Origin of the sequence: Dermatophilus congolensis (genome assembly GCF_900187045.1) — a bacterium.
GTDB classification, from domain to species: domain Bacteria; phylum Actinomycetota; class Actinomycetes; order Actinomycetales; family Dermatophilaceae; genus Dermatophilus; species Dermatophilus congolensis.
Map to the genome: position 1 here is coordinate 37572 of NZ_LT906453.1, position 15875 is coordinate 53446.

The 15875-nt window shown below is 57.1% G+C and carries 11 protein-coding genes and 1 pseudogene; 3 read left to right on the forward strand and 9 right to left on the reverse strand.

Annotated features, from left to right (window positions below; translation table 11 throughout):
* Nucleotides 1-495: 495 nt before the first annotated feature.
* Nucleotides 496-2061, forward strand: coding sequence for a polysaccharide deacetylase family protein (locus CKV89_RS00160; RefSeq protein WP_051277252.1), 1566 nt, complete (start codon nucleotides 496-498; stop codon nucleotides 2059-2061).
* A 69-nt stretch (nucleotides 2062-2130) separates the two neighbouring features.
* Here the strand turns inward: CKV89_RS00160 and CKV89_RS00165 are convergent, their stop codons facing one another.
* The 6 genes from CKV89_RS00165 to CKV89_RS00190 form a co-directional block, all read right to left on the reverse strand.
* Nucleotides 2131-3399, reverse strand: a complete 1269-nt coding sequence (locus tag CKV89_RS00165) for a YkvI family membrane protein (RefSeq protein WP_028326817.1) — start codon at nucleotides 3397-3399, stop codon at nucleotides 2131-2133.
* 272 nt (nucleotides 3400-3671) lie between these two features.
* Nucleotides 3672-5234, reverse strand: coding sequence for an ABC1 kinase family protein (locus CKV89_RS00170; RefSeq protein WP_157728053.1), 1563 nt, complete (start codon nucleotides 5232-5234; stop codon nucleotides 3672-3674).
* A gap of 93 nt (nucleotides 5235-5327) precedes the next feature.
* A complete protein-coding gene (locus CKV89_RS00175; protein ID WP_154657597.1) occupies nucleotides 5328-6815 on the reverse strand; it encodes a putative bifunctional diguanylate cyclase/phosphodiesterase in 1488 nt (495 codons plus the stop codon).
* Between the two features lie 68 nt (nucleotides 6816-6883).
* Nucleotides 6884-7627 (reverse strand): hypothetical protein, encoded by a 744-nt coding sequence (locus CKV89_RS00180; protein WP_154657598.1) that lies wholly within the window; start codon nucleotides 7625-7627, stop codon nucleotides 6884-6886.
* Between the two features lie 310 nt (nucleotides 7628-7937).
* Entirely contained in the window at nucleotides 7938-8930 is a 993-nt protein-coding gene (locus CKV89_RS00185; RefSeq protein ID WP_028326819.1) for a PIG-L deacetylase family protein, read from the reverse strand.
* 188 nt (nucleotides 8931-9118) lie between these two features.
* Nucleotides 9119-9982: an NAD(P)-dependent oxidoreductase gene (locus tag CKV89_RS00190; protein WP_034400463.1), complete on the reverse strand. Its 864-nt coding sequence runs from the start codon at nucleotides 9980-9982 to the stop codon at nucleotides 9119-9121.
* A 145-nt stretch (nucleotides 9983-10127) separates the two neighbouring features.
* Here CKV89_RS00190 and CKV89_RS00195 point away from each other — a divergent pair, with 145 nt between their 5' ends.
* Both CKV89_RS00195 and brnQ read left to right on the forward strand, forming a co-directional pair.
* Nucleotides 10128-12413 (forward strand): putative bifunctional diguanylate cyclase/phosphodiesterase, encoded by a 2286-nt coding sequence (locus CKV89_RS00195; protein WP_154657599.1) that lies wholly within the window; start codon nucleotides 10128-10130, stop codon nucleotides 12411-12413.
* A 74-nt stretch (nucleotides 12414-12487) separates the two neighbouring features.
* Nucleotides 12488-13855 carry a branched-chain amino acid transport system II carrier protein gene (gene brnQ / locus CKV89_RS00200; RefSeq protein ID WP_051277261.1) on the forward strand — a complete coding sequence of 456 codons (1368 nt, stop codon included), beginning with the start codon at nucleotides 12488-12490 and terminating at the stop codon, nucleotides 13853-13855.
* A gap of 19 nt (nucleotides 13856-13874) precedes the next feature.
* Here the strand turns inward: brnQ and CKV89_RS12405 are convergent, their stop codons facing one another.
* The 3 genes and pseudogenes from CKV89_RS12405 to yaaA form a co-directional block, all read right to left on the reverse strand.
* The gene (locus CKV89_RS12405; RefSeq protein ID WP_157728055.1) at nucleotides 13875-14558 is read right to left on the reverse strand and encodes a YihY/virulence factor BrkB family protein; all 684 of its coding nucleotides are present in this window, start codon (nucleotides 14556-14558) and stop codon (nucleotides 13875-13877) included.
* A gap of 106 nt (nucleotides 14559-14664) precedes the next feature.
* Nucleotides 14665-15024, reverse strand: a pseudogene (locus CKV89_RS12630) (hypothetical protein); the annotation flags it as partial.
* Complete coding sequence (gene yaaA / locus CKV89_RS00215; RefSeq protein ID WP_051277265.1) at nucleotides 14921-15733, reverse strand: peroxide stress protein YaaA; 813 nt, start codon at nucleotides 15731-15733, stop codon at nucleotides 14921-14923. The pseudogene CKV89_RS12630 and the gene yaaA, both read right to left, overlap by 104 nt.
* Nucleotides 15734-15875 lie beyond the last annotated feature (142 nt).

Below are 15875 nucleotides of genomic sequence, written 5' to 3' on the forward strand. Positions count from 1 at the left end.
GGAGGCGGATGCGAGTGACATGCGGGGTGACCGTCGAGCCGTGAAGAAGGCTCAGCTGGTTTCGGCGTTGTCAGGCTTCGAAGGTTCGTGGAACGGAAGTCAGCGGTGGTGCTGCAGTCATGCCGTATGCACGGCTGCGTTGCGGCCAAGCCAGCTGTCCGCCTGACCGGCCATTGCTGTGAGGGTGACCTGTAGCGCAGGTCCTGATGTTCCGAGAGCCGTTCACATGAAACGGTTTCGATGCCTTTTGAAAGGATACAAGGGTGGTTGAGTGACCGCTGAAAAAGTGGTAGTCCCACATGGGTGGTCACCACATCGCAGGCATGGCCACACGCGAGGCAAAGGCAAGCCGCAGGCGACTGGAAGAGTTTTCTACGACATTCAATAATTTTGCCAGATCCCTGCACTTGCAATGTTTTTCGAGGTCACCGTGATGTCTGCACGCATGTGGTGCGACTACTGCTTCCGCAGTCAAAAGGGAGTTTTTTCTTAGGCTTGAAAAACAGCACCCACACCAACCACATCGCGAGACATGCAGGCCTTGCGCTCCCCCCACTGCCCTGGACCACCACACAAGCAGCGCGGGGCATCATTGCATTCGTGACGAGAGCAAAAAGAATTCGGGCGAAGCACCTCAGTGTCCTGCTCGCCGCGACACTGACATTGACATTAGCGGCTTGCGGATCAGAGCCTGCAGAAGAATCAGCACAGCCACAGGCTGGAGTAACAGCAGACATCGCCAAGCGCATTGACGAAGAAAAAGCTCACAAAGAACAGACGGAAAAAACTATTCCGGGACTTTCTGCAGCACAAGTAGCAGATGATGACCCTAATCGCCCAATATCTGTGAAATATCCGCAACTTAATACTTACAAACCATTTAACGACTGGATATCTAAACAAGCCGAGCAAACCGCAGAAACTTTCCGCTCCGACAATCCAGCCAAAGGAGGCGTCGCAGCCCCAGAACTCACCCAAAACTGGAGGCTCCTCGCAGCCTCAGGGACCACCGTCGGCATACAGCTTGAAACATATACTTTCTCCGGGGCCTCCGGCTCAACGGAAAGTCGAACGGTATGGGTTGACTCCGCCAACAACCAACCTCAGCAAGGACCAGCCCTTCTGACCCCCGAAGGTCAAACGGAAGTCCGCAAACGCATTATCGAGGCAATTAAGAAAACAGGCGCTGCCGCCAACGGGCCAGACCCCCAGCACACGGAAGCCGTGATCGCCGGAACAAGCTTCACTCCCGCTGGTGACCTGCACATTATCGTTTCTCAAGGAATGGTCACCTCATACTCTGAGGGACGTTTCGAAGTCACCCTTCAAGGAGACCCCACCTCCAAACTCACCCCGCTCGGTCAAGCAGCCCGCAAAGCCTCACTCCAAGGCGCCCCTGGGTTCACTGAGCCAGCAGGAAGCAAACCTGCCGCACCAGCCACCACCGCAGCCCCCGCCCCCAAAACAGACTGCAACGTCGAAAAGTGTGTCGCCCTGACCTTTGATGATGGCCCTGGTCCCGGAACACACAAGGTCCTTGATGCCCTTGATGCTCACCAAGCCAAAGGCACGTTCTTCATCCTCGGCGAGCACGCACCACTACACCCTGACGCACTCAAACGCATGGCTGCCGAAGGGCATGAACTGGGCAACCACACCTTGGACCACAAACTTCTCACGAAGCTGACCCCTGAGGAACAACGCCGGGAAATCGAAACTACAACCGAGACGATCAAACGCATCACTGGGCAAGCCCCTAAGACCTTCCGCCCACCGTACGGTGCCTACAACAAAGACACCCGCGCCGTGAAGATACCGATCATTCTCTGGAACGTTGACACCCAAGACTGGAAAACCCGCAGCACCGCAAAAACTGTGGAAAGCGCAGTCAACAGCGCACGTCCAGGCGCTGTGATCCTCATGCATGACATTCACGACTCGACTGTTCAAGCAGTACCTGAGATCGTGCAGAAGCTCACCGAAAAGGGCTTCAAGCTGGTCACTGTTTCTGAGCTTGGCGGAGAGAAAGTCCGCCCTGGAGAAACCTTCTCCGGCCGCTAAACACCTCGCACGCTCTGGAGGCCTTCGACGATTCGTCGAAGGCCTCCAGAGCGTCAAGCACCTACACGCTTAGGGTTGCAGCGACTTTGTTGGCTCCGCTTCACCTTCTTGCACAGCCGTGACCGCCTCACGATCCAAAACCTCGACAATCACCTCATCTGGCACGTTTGATTCGCGCGCAGCCGTGCGCAACGCTGCCGCCTCTGTACGCCCGAAACGACGCTTTGGGTGTGCACGTGAAGTCAACAATGCTTTTATGCGGTGCCGACGTCCAGTCTCTTCACGAATAGGGGTGCGACTACGTATCCACGCAACCAGCATCACAGCAATCATCGCTAATCCGATGTATCCGATAACGGGATACACGTAATTCATCAATGTACTGAATCCGACAAAGCTCACACCGTAGCCAACTACACACGTGGCAAGAAAAACTATTCGATAACGCTCAGGGCACGAAGCTGTTAGACGCCGCCCTAAGGCATAAAACATCCCGATGGCAGTGTTGTATATCATCGCAAAAACAACAAAAACCATAATATATGCGAAAGCCGGATGAATTTCTTCAAACAAACGCAACATAGGAACATCCGCGGAACCAACTCGCGCAATATTCAGATATAGAACAATTGCAGCCATGAGCAAAAGCACCATGTAAGCGGCGCCGCCAGCCAACCCACCCCAACCAGCTTCACGAGGATTGGGGTAATTGCCACCAATAACCAAACACATTGACACACCGAGCATCAATGCCAGCCCCGTGTAATTCAGCGAGGCGAGCCACCAAGGCTGCACCGGCGATTCGGTACTCAATGCTACGTCCTGCAATGCCCAAACATCCGCTGGCATGTGAAACATCGTGTAGCAGAACGCAATCACCACAGCCACGATGATCAACGGCGTAATTCCCGAGATAATCCCAGAGACCTTATCTACATCCAGCATCCCTGTAGCCATGACCAGCAGCAACATCACCCCTGCCCCCACCCATGATGGCAGAGAGAACTGCTGCTCCAACGTAGATCCCGCACCAGCGAGCATCACAAATCCCACCGCAAATAGCGTTAATGTCACTGCACCATCTAAAGCAGCAGAAACTATGGGGTGCGCCACATTTCGAAAGACCATGTTGTGTTCGCGCGCCAAAAAATAACTACCCAGTTGAATGATGACTGCACCCATGACCGTCATCAACACGCCTGACAGAACCGCACCCCACAACCCCGTGAGACCAAACGACACGAAGTATTGGATCACCTCCTGACCGGTCGCGAACCCTGCCCCAATCAATAGGCCCACAAAAGCTAGGGCAATCTTCACAGTCGTACTCGGTGACACGTCCGCTCCTCCGCGGCTCGACGACAAGTGTCCGCCCAGCACGGTAACCGTCTGTGATCGAAGAGATGGCCTCCAACGACGTTCGGCACATTTTTAGCACCATCCAACCAGCACCATCGAAGGCCTTGAAAAACTTTACTTCACAGCTCAGAGAGGTTTCGCTTAGAGAGAACTTGGCTACTTCATCACAAATTACATTCGTGTCCCACGTAGTGAGCAAAACGCATCTTCACGACCCCACAGAGAGAACCAGCATCGGTAGGGCTAGCCACTCATTTGCGTGCTCGATACCACGCACTCCACACAATCGATCCCGCAATAATCCCCGACGAAGCCAGCATGCCCCCCGCCAAACGCCGCGTGTCCCGGTCACGTTGCCGCCTCATTTTCTGCAGCGAATCCCCCGCAACCGTCACCTCACTCTCACCAGATTCGATCACATCCAGTACCCGACTGACCCGCGCTGGCAAGTCATGAGCGAACACCATCGCATCACCAAGCAAGTCAGTCGCGATCTGCCTGAGCTGCTCTGGGCGCATATCAGCACCGAAAGCCTCTCTGGCCTGCACTGCAGCCAAATCGGGTAACGACAAATGTGGAGACAGCCTACGCACCAACCCCTCTGCCACGCTCATGGCCCGCAAAGCCACCGGAATCGAAGGATCCAGTCGAAGCCGATGTGCCCTCACAATGCGAGTGATCAACCCACCAACTTCAGCAGCTGAAAGCTCAGACAATGTCGTGCTGCGCAGAATATGGACTAACTCGCCGACATCGCGACGCAACTTCGGGCGGTCAAGATGACGACGTGGCGTAGCCAAATCCAACAGTGCAGAAATCAGCAACCCTTCATGCGGAATCGCGAAACCAGCGATGAGCCGCAGCAGCGCACGCCGCGTAGCTGTATCGACATGTCCCACCATGCCCCAGTCAATAAAAGTGAGATGCCCATCAAGGTGCACATAGACATTGCCTGGATGAGGATCAGCATGGAACCGCCCGAAGGTAAGCAACATGCGCATCAAGGCATCGACATAACGTCGTCCTGCACGGTCAGGATCAATACCCGCTGCGCGCATGGATTCAAGATCATCAAGCCGAATACCGCCAACTATCCGCTCTTGGGTGAGCACGTCAGCGGTGGTCAAATCGCGGTACACAGCTGGAATAGCTATCGCTTCATCACTAGCAAAGCGGGAACGCATTTCTTCGCAGTTGGAGGCTTCGGTTCGGAAATCAAGTTCGGCGCGCAAGGTGGCGGCGAAGGTTTGCATTGTCTCGATAACACCGAGTTCTTCGAGTTGAGGACGCGCCCGGCACATCGCTTTAACTAGTCGTTCCATCAGTTCCAGATCAATATGCACATTCTCGAGCACCCCTGGTTTGCGGACTTTGACAACAACCTCACGCCCGTCACTAGTAATAGCGGGGTGAACTTGACCAACGGAAGCCGACCCCAGCGGCACGGGGTCGATGTGGCGGAAAAGAGCACTCGGATCGGCCCCTAAAGAGGTAGCTATCGTGGCGCGGATATCAGCAAAAGGCGCTGGGGCAGTGTGGTCGGTGAGGGCTTCGAGTGCGTCGCAGTATTCGGCGGGAATGAGATCACGGCGGGTTGCAAGGGTCTGCCCCAGCTTTATCCAAGCGGTACCGAGTTCAGTGAGGGTACTGACCAGGACTTCAGGACGGGTATTTTCAACTGCGCGAATACTGGCGTCGCTACGAGGTGGGTCGCTGGGGCGTCGAGAAAGCCCAGCACTGTCGGCTAAGGCACGCAGTCCGTTGCGGGCGAGTATTTCTCCTACTTCACGCGACCGGGCGAGTCCGCGTTTCACCGCCACCTCCATGCGTTCGTATGCGTACTTCCCTGTTACATCTCCTTCTTGTTTACATGTCTTGGCGAGGATGAAGGCATGTGAGTGGGCCTATCAGCCTGTTTCGACTGGTGCTGTGAGGATCTGGGCTGACGGGACGGGACGGCCGTAAAAGAACCCTTGAACGCGGGGGCAACCGAGCTGGGCGAGGGCCTGGGATTGTTCAGGGGTTTCGATGCCCTCGGCGGTGACGCGGTTGATTCCTACGCTGGCAACCAGGTCAAGCACTGCTTTGACGCGTGCAGGGGCGGCAGGGTCGTCATCAAGACGTTTAATGAGGGATCGGTCAAGTTTGACACCATCAATCGGCAAGTTCAGCAGCGTAGTGATTGATGCGTATCCAGTGCCGAAGTCATCCAGACTGAGGGCCAGGCCTGCCTGACGGAGGCGGTGGAGCGTATCAAGAGCAGGCGAGTCGTCGTCGACGAGCATAGATTCGGTGATTTCCAGGACAATCCGACAAGGGCTAAGACGCACCTGGTCGAGAGTTTCTAGAACGGTGTCAACGAAGTTGGCTTGGAGGAGTTGAGCGACAGAAACATTGACGGAGAGGGAAACATCTTCTAGCCCTAATGCACTGATTAGGTCACTGAATTCGGCGGCGGATTTGCGGAGTATTAGGTCGCCGAGATCGCAGATAAGGCCAAGTTCTTCGGCCAGAGGGATGAATTCATTGGGCGGAATGGGACCTAGTGTGGGGTGCTGCCAGCGGGCAAGAGCTTCCCAGCCAGCTAGTTCGCTGTAGTTGTTCCCGCGAAAGATGGGTTGGAATGCTACGGAGAGCGCGTTACGACTCAAGGCCTCGCGCAGAGCCTCGGACATCACGGCTCGTTTGACGGCTTGCTCTTTAAGGACGCTGTCGTAAAGGGTGCATGTACCTCGGCCGGTGACTTTGGCTCGGTGTAGAGCTAAGTCGGCGTTACTAAGCAGCTCGGCGGCAGTGTGCTGCTCGTGGGGGCAGGCCAAGGCAATCCCCATGGAAGCGGTGACAGTGTGGCCGCGGCGGGCGCCAATGGCGACGGGGGCGCTGAACAAGGCTTGCAGCTTGGCGGCGAGGGCAAGCGCTTCTGCTTCGTCGGTGACTTCGGTGACGAGTGCGAATTCGTCTCCGCCGTGGCGGGCGACGGTGTCTTCTGGTCCGGTCGCTTCGCGCATTCCGGCGGCGAGGTGTTGCAGGACTTTGTCTCCGACGTCGTGTCCCCAGGTGTCGTTGACGTCTTTAAAAGCATCGCAGTCCAGGTAGATGAGGGCGATTGCTGGGCTGTTGGAGCGTTGGTGGAGTAGGCGGCGGTTGAGGTCGTTGTGCAGGGCGAAGCGATTGAGTAGTCCGGTCAGTTGGTCGTGGGTGGCGCGGTAGCTGCTGTCGCGTTCGGAGAGGGCTAGGTGGCGGGTTGCTGCGATAAGTCGAGAGATGAGCAAGAGGAGGAGGGCGACGACGAGCAGGGAGCGGATGCGGTAGTCGAAGGTGGAAAGCATGGGGGTGAGTAGGCCGAAAGACGTGGCCGTGACGGCAACGATGACGTACACGTTTCTCAGCGTCATGTTGTCTGCGTCGAGGGGTTTAACGAAGTGGTTGCCCCAGTCTTTGATGTGGGGGTGGGTGCTACCTGCTACGAATGATGCCCAGGAAAAAGGTTGAAGCCCATCACCCAAGAAGGTGGCCAGGCGTCGTGGTTGATGGCGTAATAGGTGACGATGCCGTGGACGGCAAACATGATGAGTACGCCAGCAAGAAACCAGTTCAGACCAGGGGTGGGGCCTTTGATGCGGAAAAGTACTTGGCCAGCAAATCCAAGGATGGCCAGATCAACGATGGGGTAGATGGCCCAGGCAAGGTCGGCGGTGCGGCCGGTGGGTTGTATTTGTTGGGAGATGGCCCAGGTGGCGATGACGATGCCGATGGTTGCTGCGCTGGTGTCGAAGACGGCGTAGGTCAGGCCGCGGAATCCGGTGAGGTGCCAGGTGGCGTAGAGCACCCATACTCCGGCGATAACGTAGCTGGCCAGGCTCAGAACGTCGAAGAGAGCGATGTTGGCGATGTGGGGGTCTGGTGAGCCGGGGTAGTTCCGGACGAGGGTAGCTCCGACGGGACAAAGCCATGTGAGGGAGAAAAATATCCAGAGTCTGCGGGGGCGGTATGCGGCTAGCAGTGGGGTTGCTGCCACGATCGTAGCTAGGACCAGCATGAAGGCGTTGGTGGCCACGAGCTGGGTGGGGCTAGCTCGGTCGCCTAGCCAGATGATGTAGGGGATGAGAAAAGTGAAGAGGAGGATGAGGCCGTATTGTCGGCGGGTAGCGCGACGTAAGAGCGGGCGTTTATGGCCCACTCCTTCCGCCTCTTCCGCTATCGACACACCCATCTCCTCGACCTGGCGCCCCCGAACCTAAGTTCAAGCGTATTGAAATAGTGCTGTTCGGGATAACGGCGCGGGTTGTGCAGTCGTGTATGTGAAGTTGTGTTGTGTTCATCCACGTCGGTGGTGTCGGTGGAGCCCCCGGGGTACGCCGCGGTGTAGCCGGTCTCATGTGGCGTTGAAGCTGCTCGGGTAGAGAACCGGCTGATCCCGCATCGACGGTGACATGAATTTTCCTTGGTGACAAGGGCATTCTTAATCACGCTGAAAGGTTAGTCCGTTTCATAGCCACAACGTTTCTTCATGGCGGTTAGCGCAAGGTGGCTAGCTCGCTGTCAGGGCGGCTTTGGGTGGTAGCTATCCAGTTCAAGGCGCGGGTGCGGTCACTGTCTGTCGCCCAGGCGTCACGGCTGCTGGGGCCGTGTGTCCAAACGCCGGGGCGCTCACGCAATGCTCGGAACGAACGCGATACAGAGTGTTTCCAGCCGATGGCGTAGCGGCCGTTACTGGGGTCCCAGCGTCGATACTCTTCGGCAGCGTGGAGGACTCGCCCGTCGGTGGAGGGTATCCAAACGCCGATAGGGGTAGTGACAGCGGTGGTGATGGCGTATGAGGGGGCATCAGGCTGGTAGGAGCTGTACTGGTAGAAATGGCATTCAGGCCCGTTGCCTTCGCGGCACTGTCGGTCGAGGTGGTCGGCGAGGTGATAGTGGGCAGGGTTTTTGTCGAGCCAGCTCATGGAGTTGTATGCGGCCTGGAGACCATAGGTGTTGATGATCCGATCTATGGCTGCGCGGAATGGTTGTGGCTCATCGGTGTCTTCTACGCCGAGGAAGTGAATGTTCTGGGTTTTTACGCCGAGTTTTTTGGCGGCGGAGATGAATTCTGCGTTTCTTCCGGCTTGGTATTGAGCTTGTGTGATGGGTGGTAGCCCTGCGCGGGTCAGGGCATTGTTAACAACGCGGTGACCGCGGGCGTTGTTTCCTTGCGTGACCAGGATGAGGTGAACGTCTTTACCTGCCGCGGTGTCGGCAGCAATGGCTGCCCCCATGGAGAGGGTCTCGTCGTCTTGGTGAGGAGAGATGTAGACCTGAGTGTGCGCCCGGTGTTGTAGGCGGGAACGAACACTTTCGCTTCGGCGTGCTGAGTCAGCGCTGCTTGCGCTGGGCGCAGCAGAGGCATCCACGTGGCTGGGTGAGGTTGTCGCTTCGGTCAGAGGTAATCCGGCAGCAGGCAAGCTTGTTGTAGCCCACATGCTGAGGAAAAGGACAGCGGCGAAGGTACGTGCAGTGGGCGCGGCCATGCAGGACTCCATTCCAGGCGGCCCTTTGTGTACTCACCCCGACACGGACTCCATCCGTGCCGCATCGGTGCGTCCGCCTCATTGGGCAGTAAAACGCCCACCTGTGACCCTGCGCACGTCATGTGGGCTGCTCATTCATGCATAGAAGCAGCCCTGCAGCTGTGTGTTTTCGGATTTTTATGTGACAGCTATTCGCTGCTGAGCATGGCGGAAAAATCGTGGTTACCTCGCCCTGCGCTCTGTTGGCTCTCTAACGAAGCAAGCGCTGCGCGTAGTGCCCGAAGGTCTGCGCCTGCATGCTGATCACTGCGGTGAGCAGCCGCATCCATTTCGGCAATCATCAATCGAACATCTTTGGCGATGGCATCAACAGTGAAGTCACCCTGGGCGGTGTCTCGCTCGCCGCGAATAAAGGGCGCCTTCATGTTGGCGATGAACTGCAATCCCGTTGACTGCAGCATCGTCAAAACGTCTTCCTCCCCCACACCTAATGCGTCACCTAATGCGAGCGCTTCCCGTAATCCTTGGGCGGATATGGCTAGGGCGAGGTTGGCTAGGAGTTTTCCGGTGGCGGCGCGGGAGGCGCTGTCAACGCCGATGAGGCGCTGCGGGTCGGCCCATGGGCGTGCGATGTCTAGGGCCAGGTCGCGTAGTTCGGCGTGGGGGGTGCCAACGTAGACGCCGAGTTTGCCGGCACGGGCTGGGCCGAGCGTGCCGATCACTGGGGTGGCGATATAGGTGTCGCAGGTAGCGGCGAATTCTTCGGCGTCATGCGGGGAGACGGTGGTGGCATCTAGCCAGGGGGTCCCCTGGGGAATGAGCTGGGTGTCGATGACGATGTCGCGAACGGTGTCTGGGCCAAATAGTGCTGTCACGAAGGCATCTGCGTTTTTGACTGCTGCTTGTGGGGTGTGCGCCCATTGGGCTCCTGCAGTCAGCACGCGTTGGGCGTTGGCTTCAGTGCGGTTCCAGACGGTGAGGTCATGGGTTTGTAGTAGGTGTAGAGCTAGTTCGGTGCCCATGCGGCCGGTTCCGAGAAAAGCGATCCTCATGGTGGTCAGTCTCCCACTCCGCGCAGCGCATATGCCGGAATAGTGAGCTGCACACTCCTACAATTGAATTCATAGTCCAGATGCGTGAAGTGCCATATCCAGGTGAGCCTCCCGGCCCAAAGCCATACAAGGAACGGTGACGGCGGTGACCTATCCCATCACAGGGAAAACCACTCCACCTCACAACAGGTGTGCCGAACACTCTGTTCTTACCGGGTTAGTTGTCGTTGCAGTCGTTCTCTATCTCGTTTTGCCATCGGATTTGGCCACCCCCGTCAAGAATGCGTGGATCATTCTTTGCGGGATCATCGCTGTTTTTAGTCCTCTAGCGAAACGTTTACGGAAAAAACGACTGTGGGCCCAAGTGCCTATCGGGCTGTGTTTTTACCTCTACACGATGATTGACCGGGGCAATGGACACACCATCGGCCCTTTCCAAGTCAGTGACGGCACCTACATCGCCGGATACGTCATCTTGTGCATCTGGCTCACCAGCCTCAACGCACAAGTAGTGGGAAAGCATCTTGCACTACGTGTTTTCCTCGACACTGCAGCTTCAACCAGCGCAGCCGTCCTAGCCCTGTGGACTTTCGCTGTGACTGTTGTCCCCACCCATTCGCTGCCTCCCAGCCTTATCTGGACCGCATACCCGATCCTGGACATCATTGCCTTATCGCAAGCAACGCACCTGACGTACCGCAGCAGCGGTAGCCCTTCAGCGTGGCGATGGCTACTGCCTGCTTTTGTTCTCCTGTTCATCACAGATGTGGCGTATGTTCTCCTGACCGTTTTCCAAGCCCAGGACGGCATTGAACCTATTGCCGTCAACTACATGATCGCTGCCTATTTCCTGGCTGTCGGCGGCCATCACCCTTCAATACGTGGCCTCCACCAGCCGCCTGCGCCTCAAGAGACGCGTTCTACACAGTTCATACGCATCTCACTCATCTTCACAGCCGTCCTGCTCGCCGTTATTTCCTTGGCTTTCCCTGTACATCGCCACGAGGATGAAGTCGCTCGCTCTGGCCTCATCGCGTTCCTTCTCATTGCTCTGTTCGCTCGGCTTCTCATGACCATGAGCGACTTGGCCCACGCTGAACAAGAAAGCCGGAACCGTGCCACCTACGACGCCTTAACTGGCCTTGTCAGCCGGCAAGAGTTCATCGACCGGCTCCACCACCGGCTCATGTCAGACCACCACGACGGCCTTCACACCGCATTGCTTTTCATCGACTGTGACGATTTCAAACTTGTCAATGACACCTGGGGCCATGCCGCCGGTGACTCCCTTTTACGTGAAGTCGCGCTACGTCTACGCAACGGAATCCACGGCGACCGCGTCCTAGGACGCCTAGGCGGCGACGAATTCGTTATCGCTATCTCTTTGAGCGACCCAACCGAAGCCAGCGACCTCGCCCACACAGTACAGGCCCTTTTCAACGAACCAATCCCCGTCCTGCCACACCACCTACACAATGTCCGCATCTCCCTTGGCGTCGCCACCACCGCAACCACATCCGCTATCCACCCCGACCTGCTCAGCATGGCTGACGCTGCTCTCTACGAAGCCAAAGCCCGCGGACGCGCCCAATTCGTGGTTTACGACGAAGAACTAGACCAGGCAATTCATCAACGAAATGCCCTAGCCACATCACTACGTCAAGCCATCAAGCACGACAACCTCACCATCACCTACCAAGAAATACGTACCGGCCCCGGGTACACCCGTATTGCTGGCTGGGAAGCACTCGCCCGCTGGCACCACCCCACGCTCGGCGATATCCCTCCAGCAGTTTTTATCCCACTGGCTGAGGAACTTGGCCTCATCAACGCTTTAGGCCACACAGTTCTCTTACGTGCCTGCCGTGAATTCGCCACCCTACGCACCAGCCTGGACCGCGCCGACACCTTCATCTCAATTAACGTTTCGGCACCACAACTGCACGAACCTGGCTTCACCACATCCGTTCTTGATGCTCTCAACCTCGCCGGGCTATCTCCCAAAGACCTCAAACTCGAAATCACCGAGACGATGATCGTGACCGAAGAATCCCCGGCCGTCGAAACCCTCACCGCTCTGCGCACAGCTGGCATACGCATCTGCATGGATGACTTCGGCACCGGCTACGCATCCTTGGCCACGCTCATCCGGCTCCCCTTGGACACCGTCAAACTCGACCAGTCCATCACTGCGCGACTTCAGCACGACCCCCAAGCCCCCGCCCAAGCAACCGCCATCCTCGACCTGGCCAGAAGCCTACTCATCGCAGATATCGTCGCCGAAGGCGTCGAGACCGCCGAACAAGCTGCGCTTTTGGAATCAATCGGCTGTCCCATGATTCAAGGATGGCTATACGGACACCCGCAAAGCCTCACCGACATCATCGCCTCTGAGAAACACCAAAAACCCACCTCAGATAGGCAAACCTAACCATCTTCTACCAGCACCTTTTCATCTACAGAACGCCCTCTTCTCAGCAAGGCCCTGTTTGGAATACTGTCGAAATGCCACCCACAAATCAGCCCAGCCGAAGTCTTAGTACGGGCAACTCACTCCTGGTAGGTTCACTGCTCTTTGGACTGTTCTTCGGAGCAGGAAACCTTATTTTCCCTGTTCAACTCGGCCGCGACGCCGCTGGAGCCACTCCTGCAGCCACCGCAGGATTCCTCATCACCGCGGTAGGACTACCCATCATTGGCGTGATTGCCTCCGCGCTATCCCGCTCCTCCTCCATGCTCCAAATGACCAGCAACGTATCGCGCTGGTACGCCGTCGCATTCACTTGCGCGCTCTACCTGACTATCGGTCCTTTGTTCGCTGTGCCACGAACCGCGACCGTCTCCTTCGAAGTAGGTTTCGCCTCATACCTTCCCGAAGGCTCTGAGCACCTCTGGTTGGCCGTCTTCACCATCGTCTTCTTCACCTTGACCGGACTGGCAGCCATCCGTCCTGGCCGCCTTATCGACTGGGTAGGCCGCTACCTCACGCCCGTCTTCCTTGTTCTGCTTCTTGCTGTCATCGCCGCAGCCGTTATCTTCCCCATGGGCCCCGTCGAAGGAGCCCCCAATGAGAAGTACGCTCAGAACGCCGCAGCCGTCGGATTCATCGACGGCTACGCCACCATGGACGCCCTAGCCTCCCTGGCCTTCGCCATCGTCATCATCGAAGCTATCCACCGTCTGGGCGTGACCTCACCTGGACGAGTAGCCGCCGAAACCGCTAAAGCAGGCATCTACTCGATGATCGCCATGACTGTCATCTACGCAGCCCTGGCCTACATTGGCGCCACCTCGCTACACCTACTGCCCACCGCCAAAAACGGTGGCACTGTCCTAGCAGCTGTGTCCTCTCACTACTTCGGCCCAGCAGGGACCGTCCTCATCGCCGCGATCGTGCTAGCTGCCTGTCTGAAAACATCCATCGGGCTTGTCACCGCCTGCGCCGAAATGTTCTCCACGATGTTCCCCACCGTGCTTGGCCACAAAGGCTGGACCATCCTGTTCACTGTTTTCTCCGCTGGCGTTGCAAACATCGGCCTAGCCAGCATCGTGAAAATCTCGGTACCAGTGCTGCTGTTCCTCTACCCCCTGGCAATCACCGCGATCATTCTCGGATTGCTCACCCCCTGGCTAGAAGGACGAGCATTGGCAGCCCAATTGATGACAGCTTTCACCGCCGTTGCTGCGCTCTTCGACATGATTAAGGCGCTGGAATTCCCCATCCCAGGTAAAGACGCTCTCGTCAATTTCGCCTCCGCCGTACTACCTGGCTACGACCTCGGTTTCGGATGGGCTCTGCCTGCCCTCGTAGGACTAGCTGCTGGATTTGCCATCACGCACTTCCGTAGCGCTCCACCCGTAGCCGCTGCCTAACCTGCCATCACCAAGAACCTCACTCTTGGTGATCAGCAGAGATGCCCGCACGCACCCGCCGCCCGGCCTCCACCCGGGCGGCGGCGCGTTCATCAGCACGATCAGCTGCCACCGTGGAGCGAGGAACAAGCTGCAGCTCATCCTCAGCTGGTAGCCCTCGGTTCAGCTGCCTGGTTCGTTCAATTTCGAAATCCACCACTGCCCCGAACAACATCGCCACATTAAGAATCCACAACCACAGCAAAAACAGCACTGCCCCGGTAAGAGTGCCGTACATAGCGTCGTACTGCGCGAAATTCGATACGTACACACCGAATCCCACTGACGCGCACGCAGCCGTAGCCAATGCGATAAAAGCCCCTTGAGACGGAAAGCGTCTGCTTCGAGAATGCACATTCGGGGTAAATCGATAGAGCAAACTCAACGTCGCGACCACCAGCATCACCAAAACCGGCCACTTTGCCACGGCATACATATCTATCCCGGCACGATCCAAACCAAGCAACGTACCGACAGCCTCTGCCACTGGACCAGAAACCACCAACAACGTCAGCACCGCAGCGGCCAAAACAAGAATCACTGCCGTCAATAGGTACATGTCGCTCCAGAACCGCACGAGCGTACGACCCTCTTTCACCCCATAGATTTGGTTGACGAACCGCGCGAAAGCACGCACGTACATCGAGGCCGTGAAGAACGCCACCACCAATCCAACTCCTGCACCTGCCCCCACACCCTCGTGTGGGTAACACAGCATCGATCACGGCGAGTACCGCCGTAAGCGTCTGGGGAGTCACCACATGGGACAACTCCCGCAGCAGCTCTTCGACGAATGAACGCAGCAGTTGCGGGTCTTGCCCCAACAACGTCACAACAGACACAAGCGCGATCGCGGCCGGAAAAATGGATAGCACCGCGTAATACGTCAGTGCCGCGGCAGCATCGATAAGCCCCTGCTCCACAAACAAAGCTGCCGCGCCGCGCAGAACGAACCGCACCCGTGCCCTGCCGTGCAAAGCAGTTGACTGTGCATCTGCATGGCAGGGCTCAGAAGCTTCAATGGCCTCATCCATGACGATTCTTACCAGATGCACCCCGTGCCCCGACACGGCGGAACACAGGCATGTCCGGCCTAGAGACCTCCGGGACAAACTGATATCCCCCTTCATCGAAGTCCTCAAGAGCACGCACTGACCGAACCCGGTTTTGCACAATCCACCCGGCCATCAAGCCACGCGCCACTTTCGCCGAAAAGGAGATGACCTTCCACTGTCCACGAGAGTTACGGTCCTCGAAACGAGGAGCAACAACCCGAGCATCCAGACCATCCAGATCCACTGCCGTCAAATACTCAGCTGAGGCGAGGTTGATAACAACATCGGGTCCCGGTGAGGCAGCCAGGTCCTCGATGACCAGATCAGTGATCTGGTCCCCCCACCAGCGATACAAGTTATGGCCTCGTTCAGTTGCCAGGGACGTACCCATCTCGAGTCGATACGGCTGCATCAAATCCAAGGGACGAAGCAAGCCATACAGGCCCGAAAGGATGCGTAGCGTCTTTTGCGCCTCGGTATGGTCACGAGCATCAAACCGCTGTGCGGCATTCAATCCCCGGTACACATCACCTGCGAACGTGAAAATCGCTGGTCGTGAGTTATCTGGGGTAAAAGGAGTGCTGATCCTGGCGTAACGCTCGGCATTGATTTGAGCGAGCTCAGAGCTAATACGCATGAGTTCAGCCAGATCTTCTGGCGCTTTTGTGCGCATCACTTCAATGAGGAGTTCTGCCTCATCAAGCAGCCGCGGCAAGGTGTATTTACGCGTAGGTAGCGGTGATTCAAGATCAAGAGATTTTGCTGGAGAAATCAGGGTGAGCACACACAGAAGGTACTCTGCCCGCGTCTGAAGTTACGTTGCTGTGAACTGCGTACCAGGGCGTGCCGCTGCATGTGGACGTTGTCGACCTGGGACATGAGCTGGCAGCGAGCGAAGAAGGAGCGAGTATCGAGTGCGAAGCGAG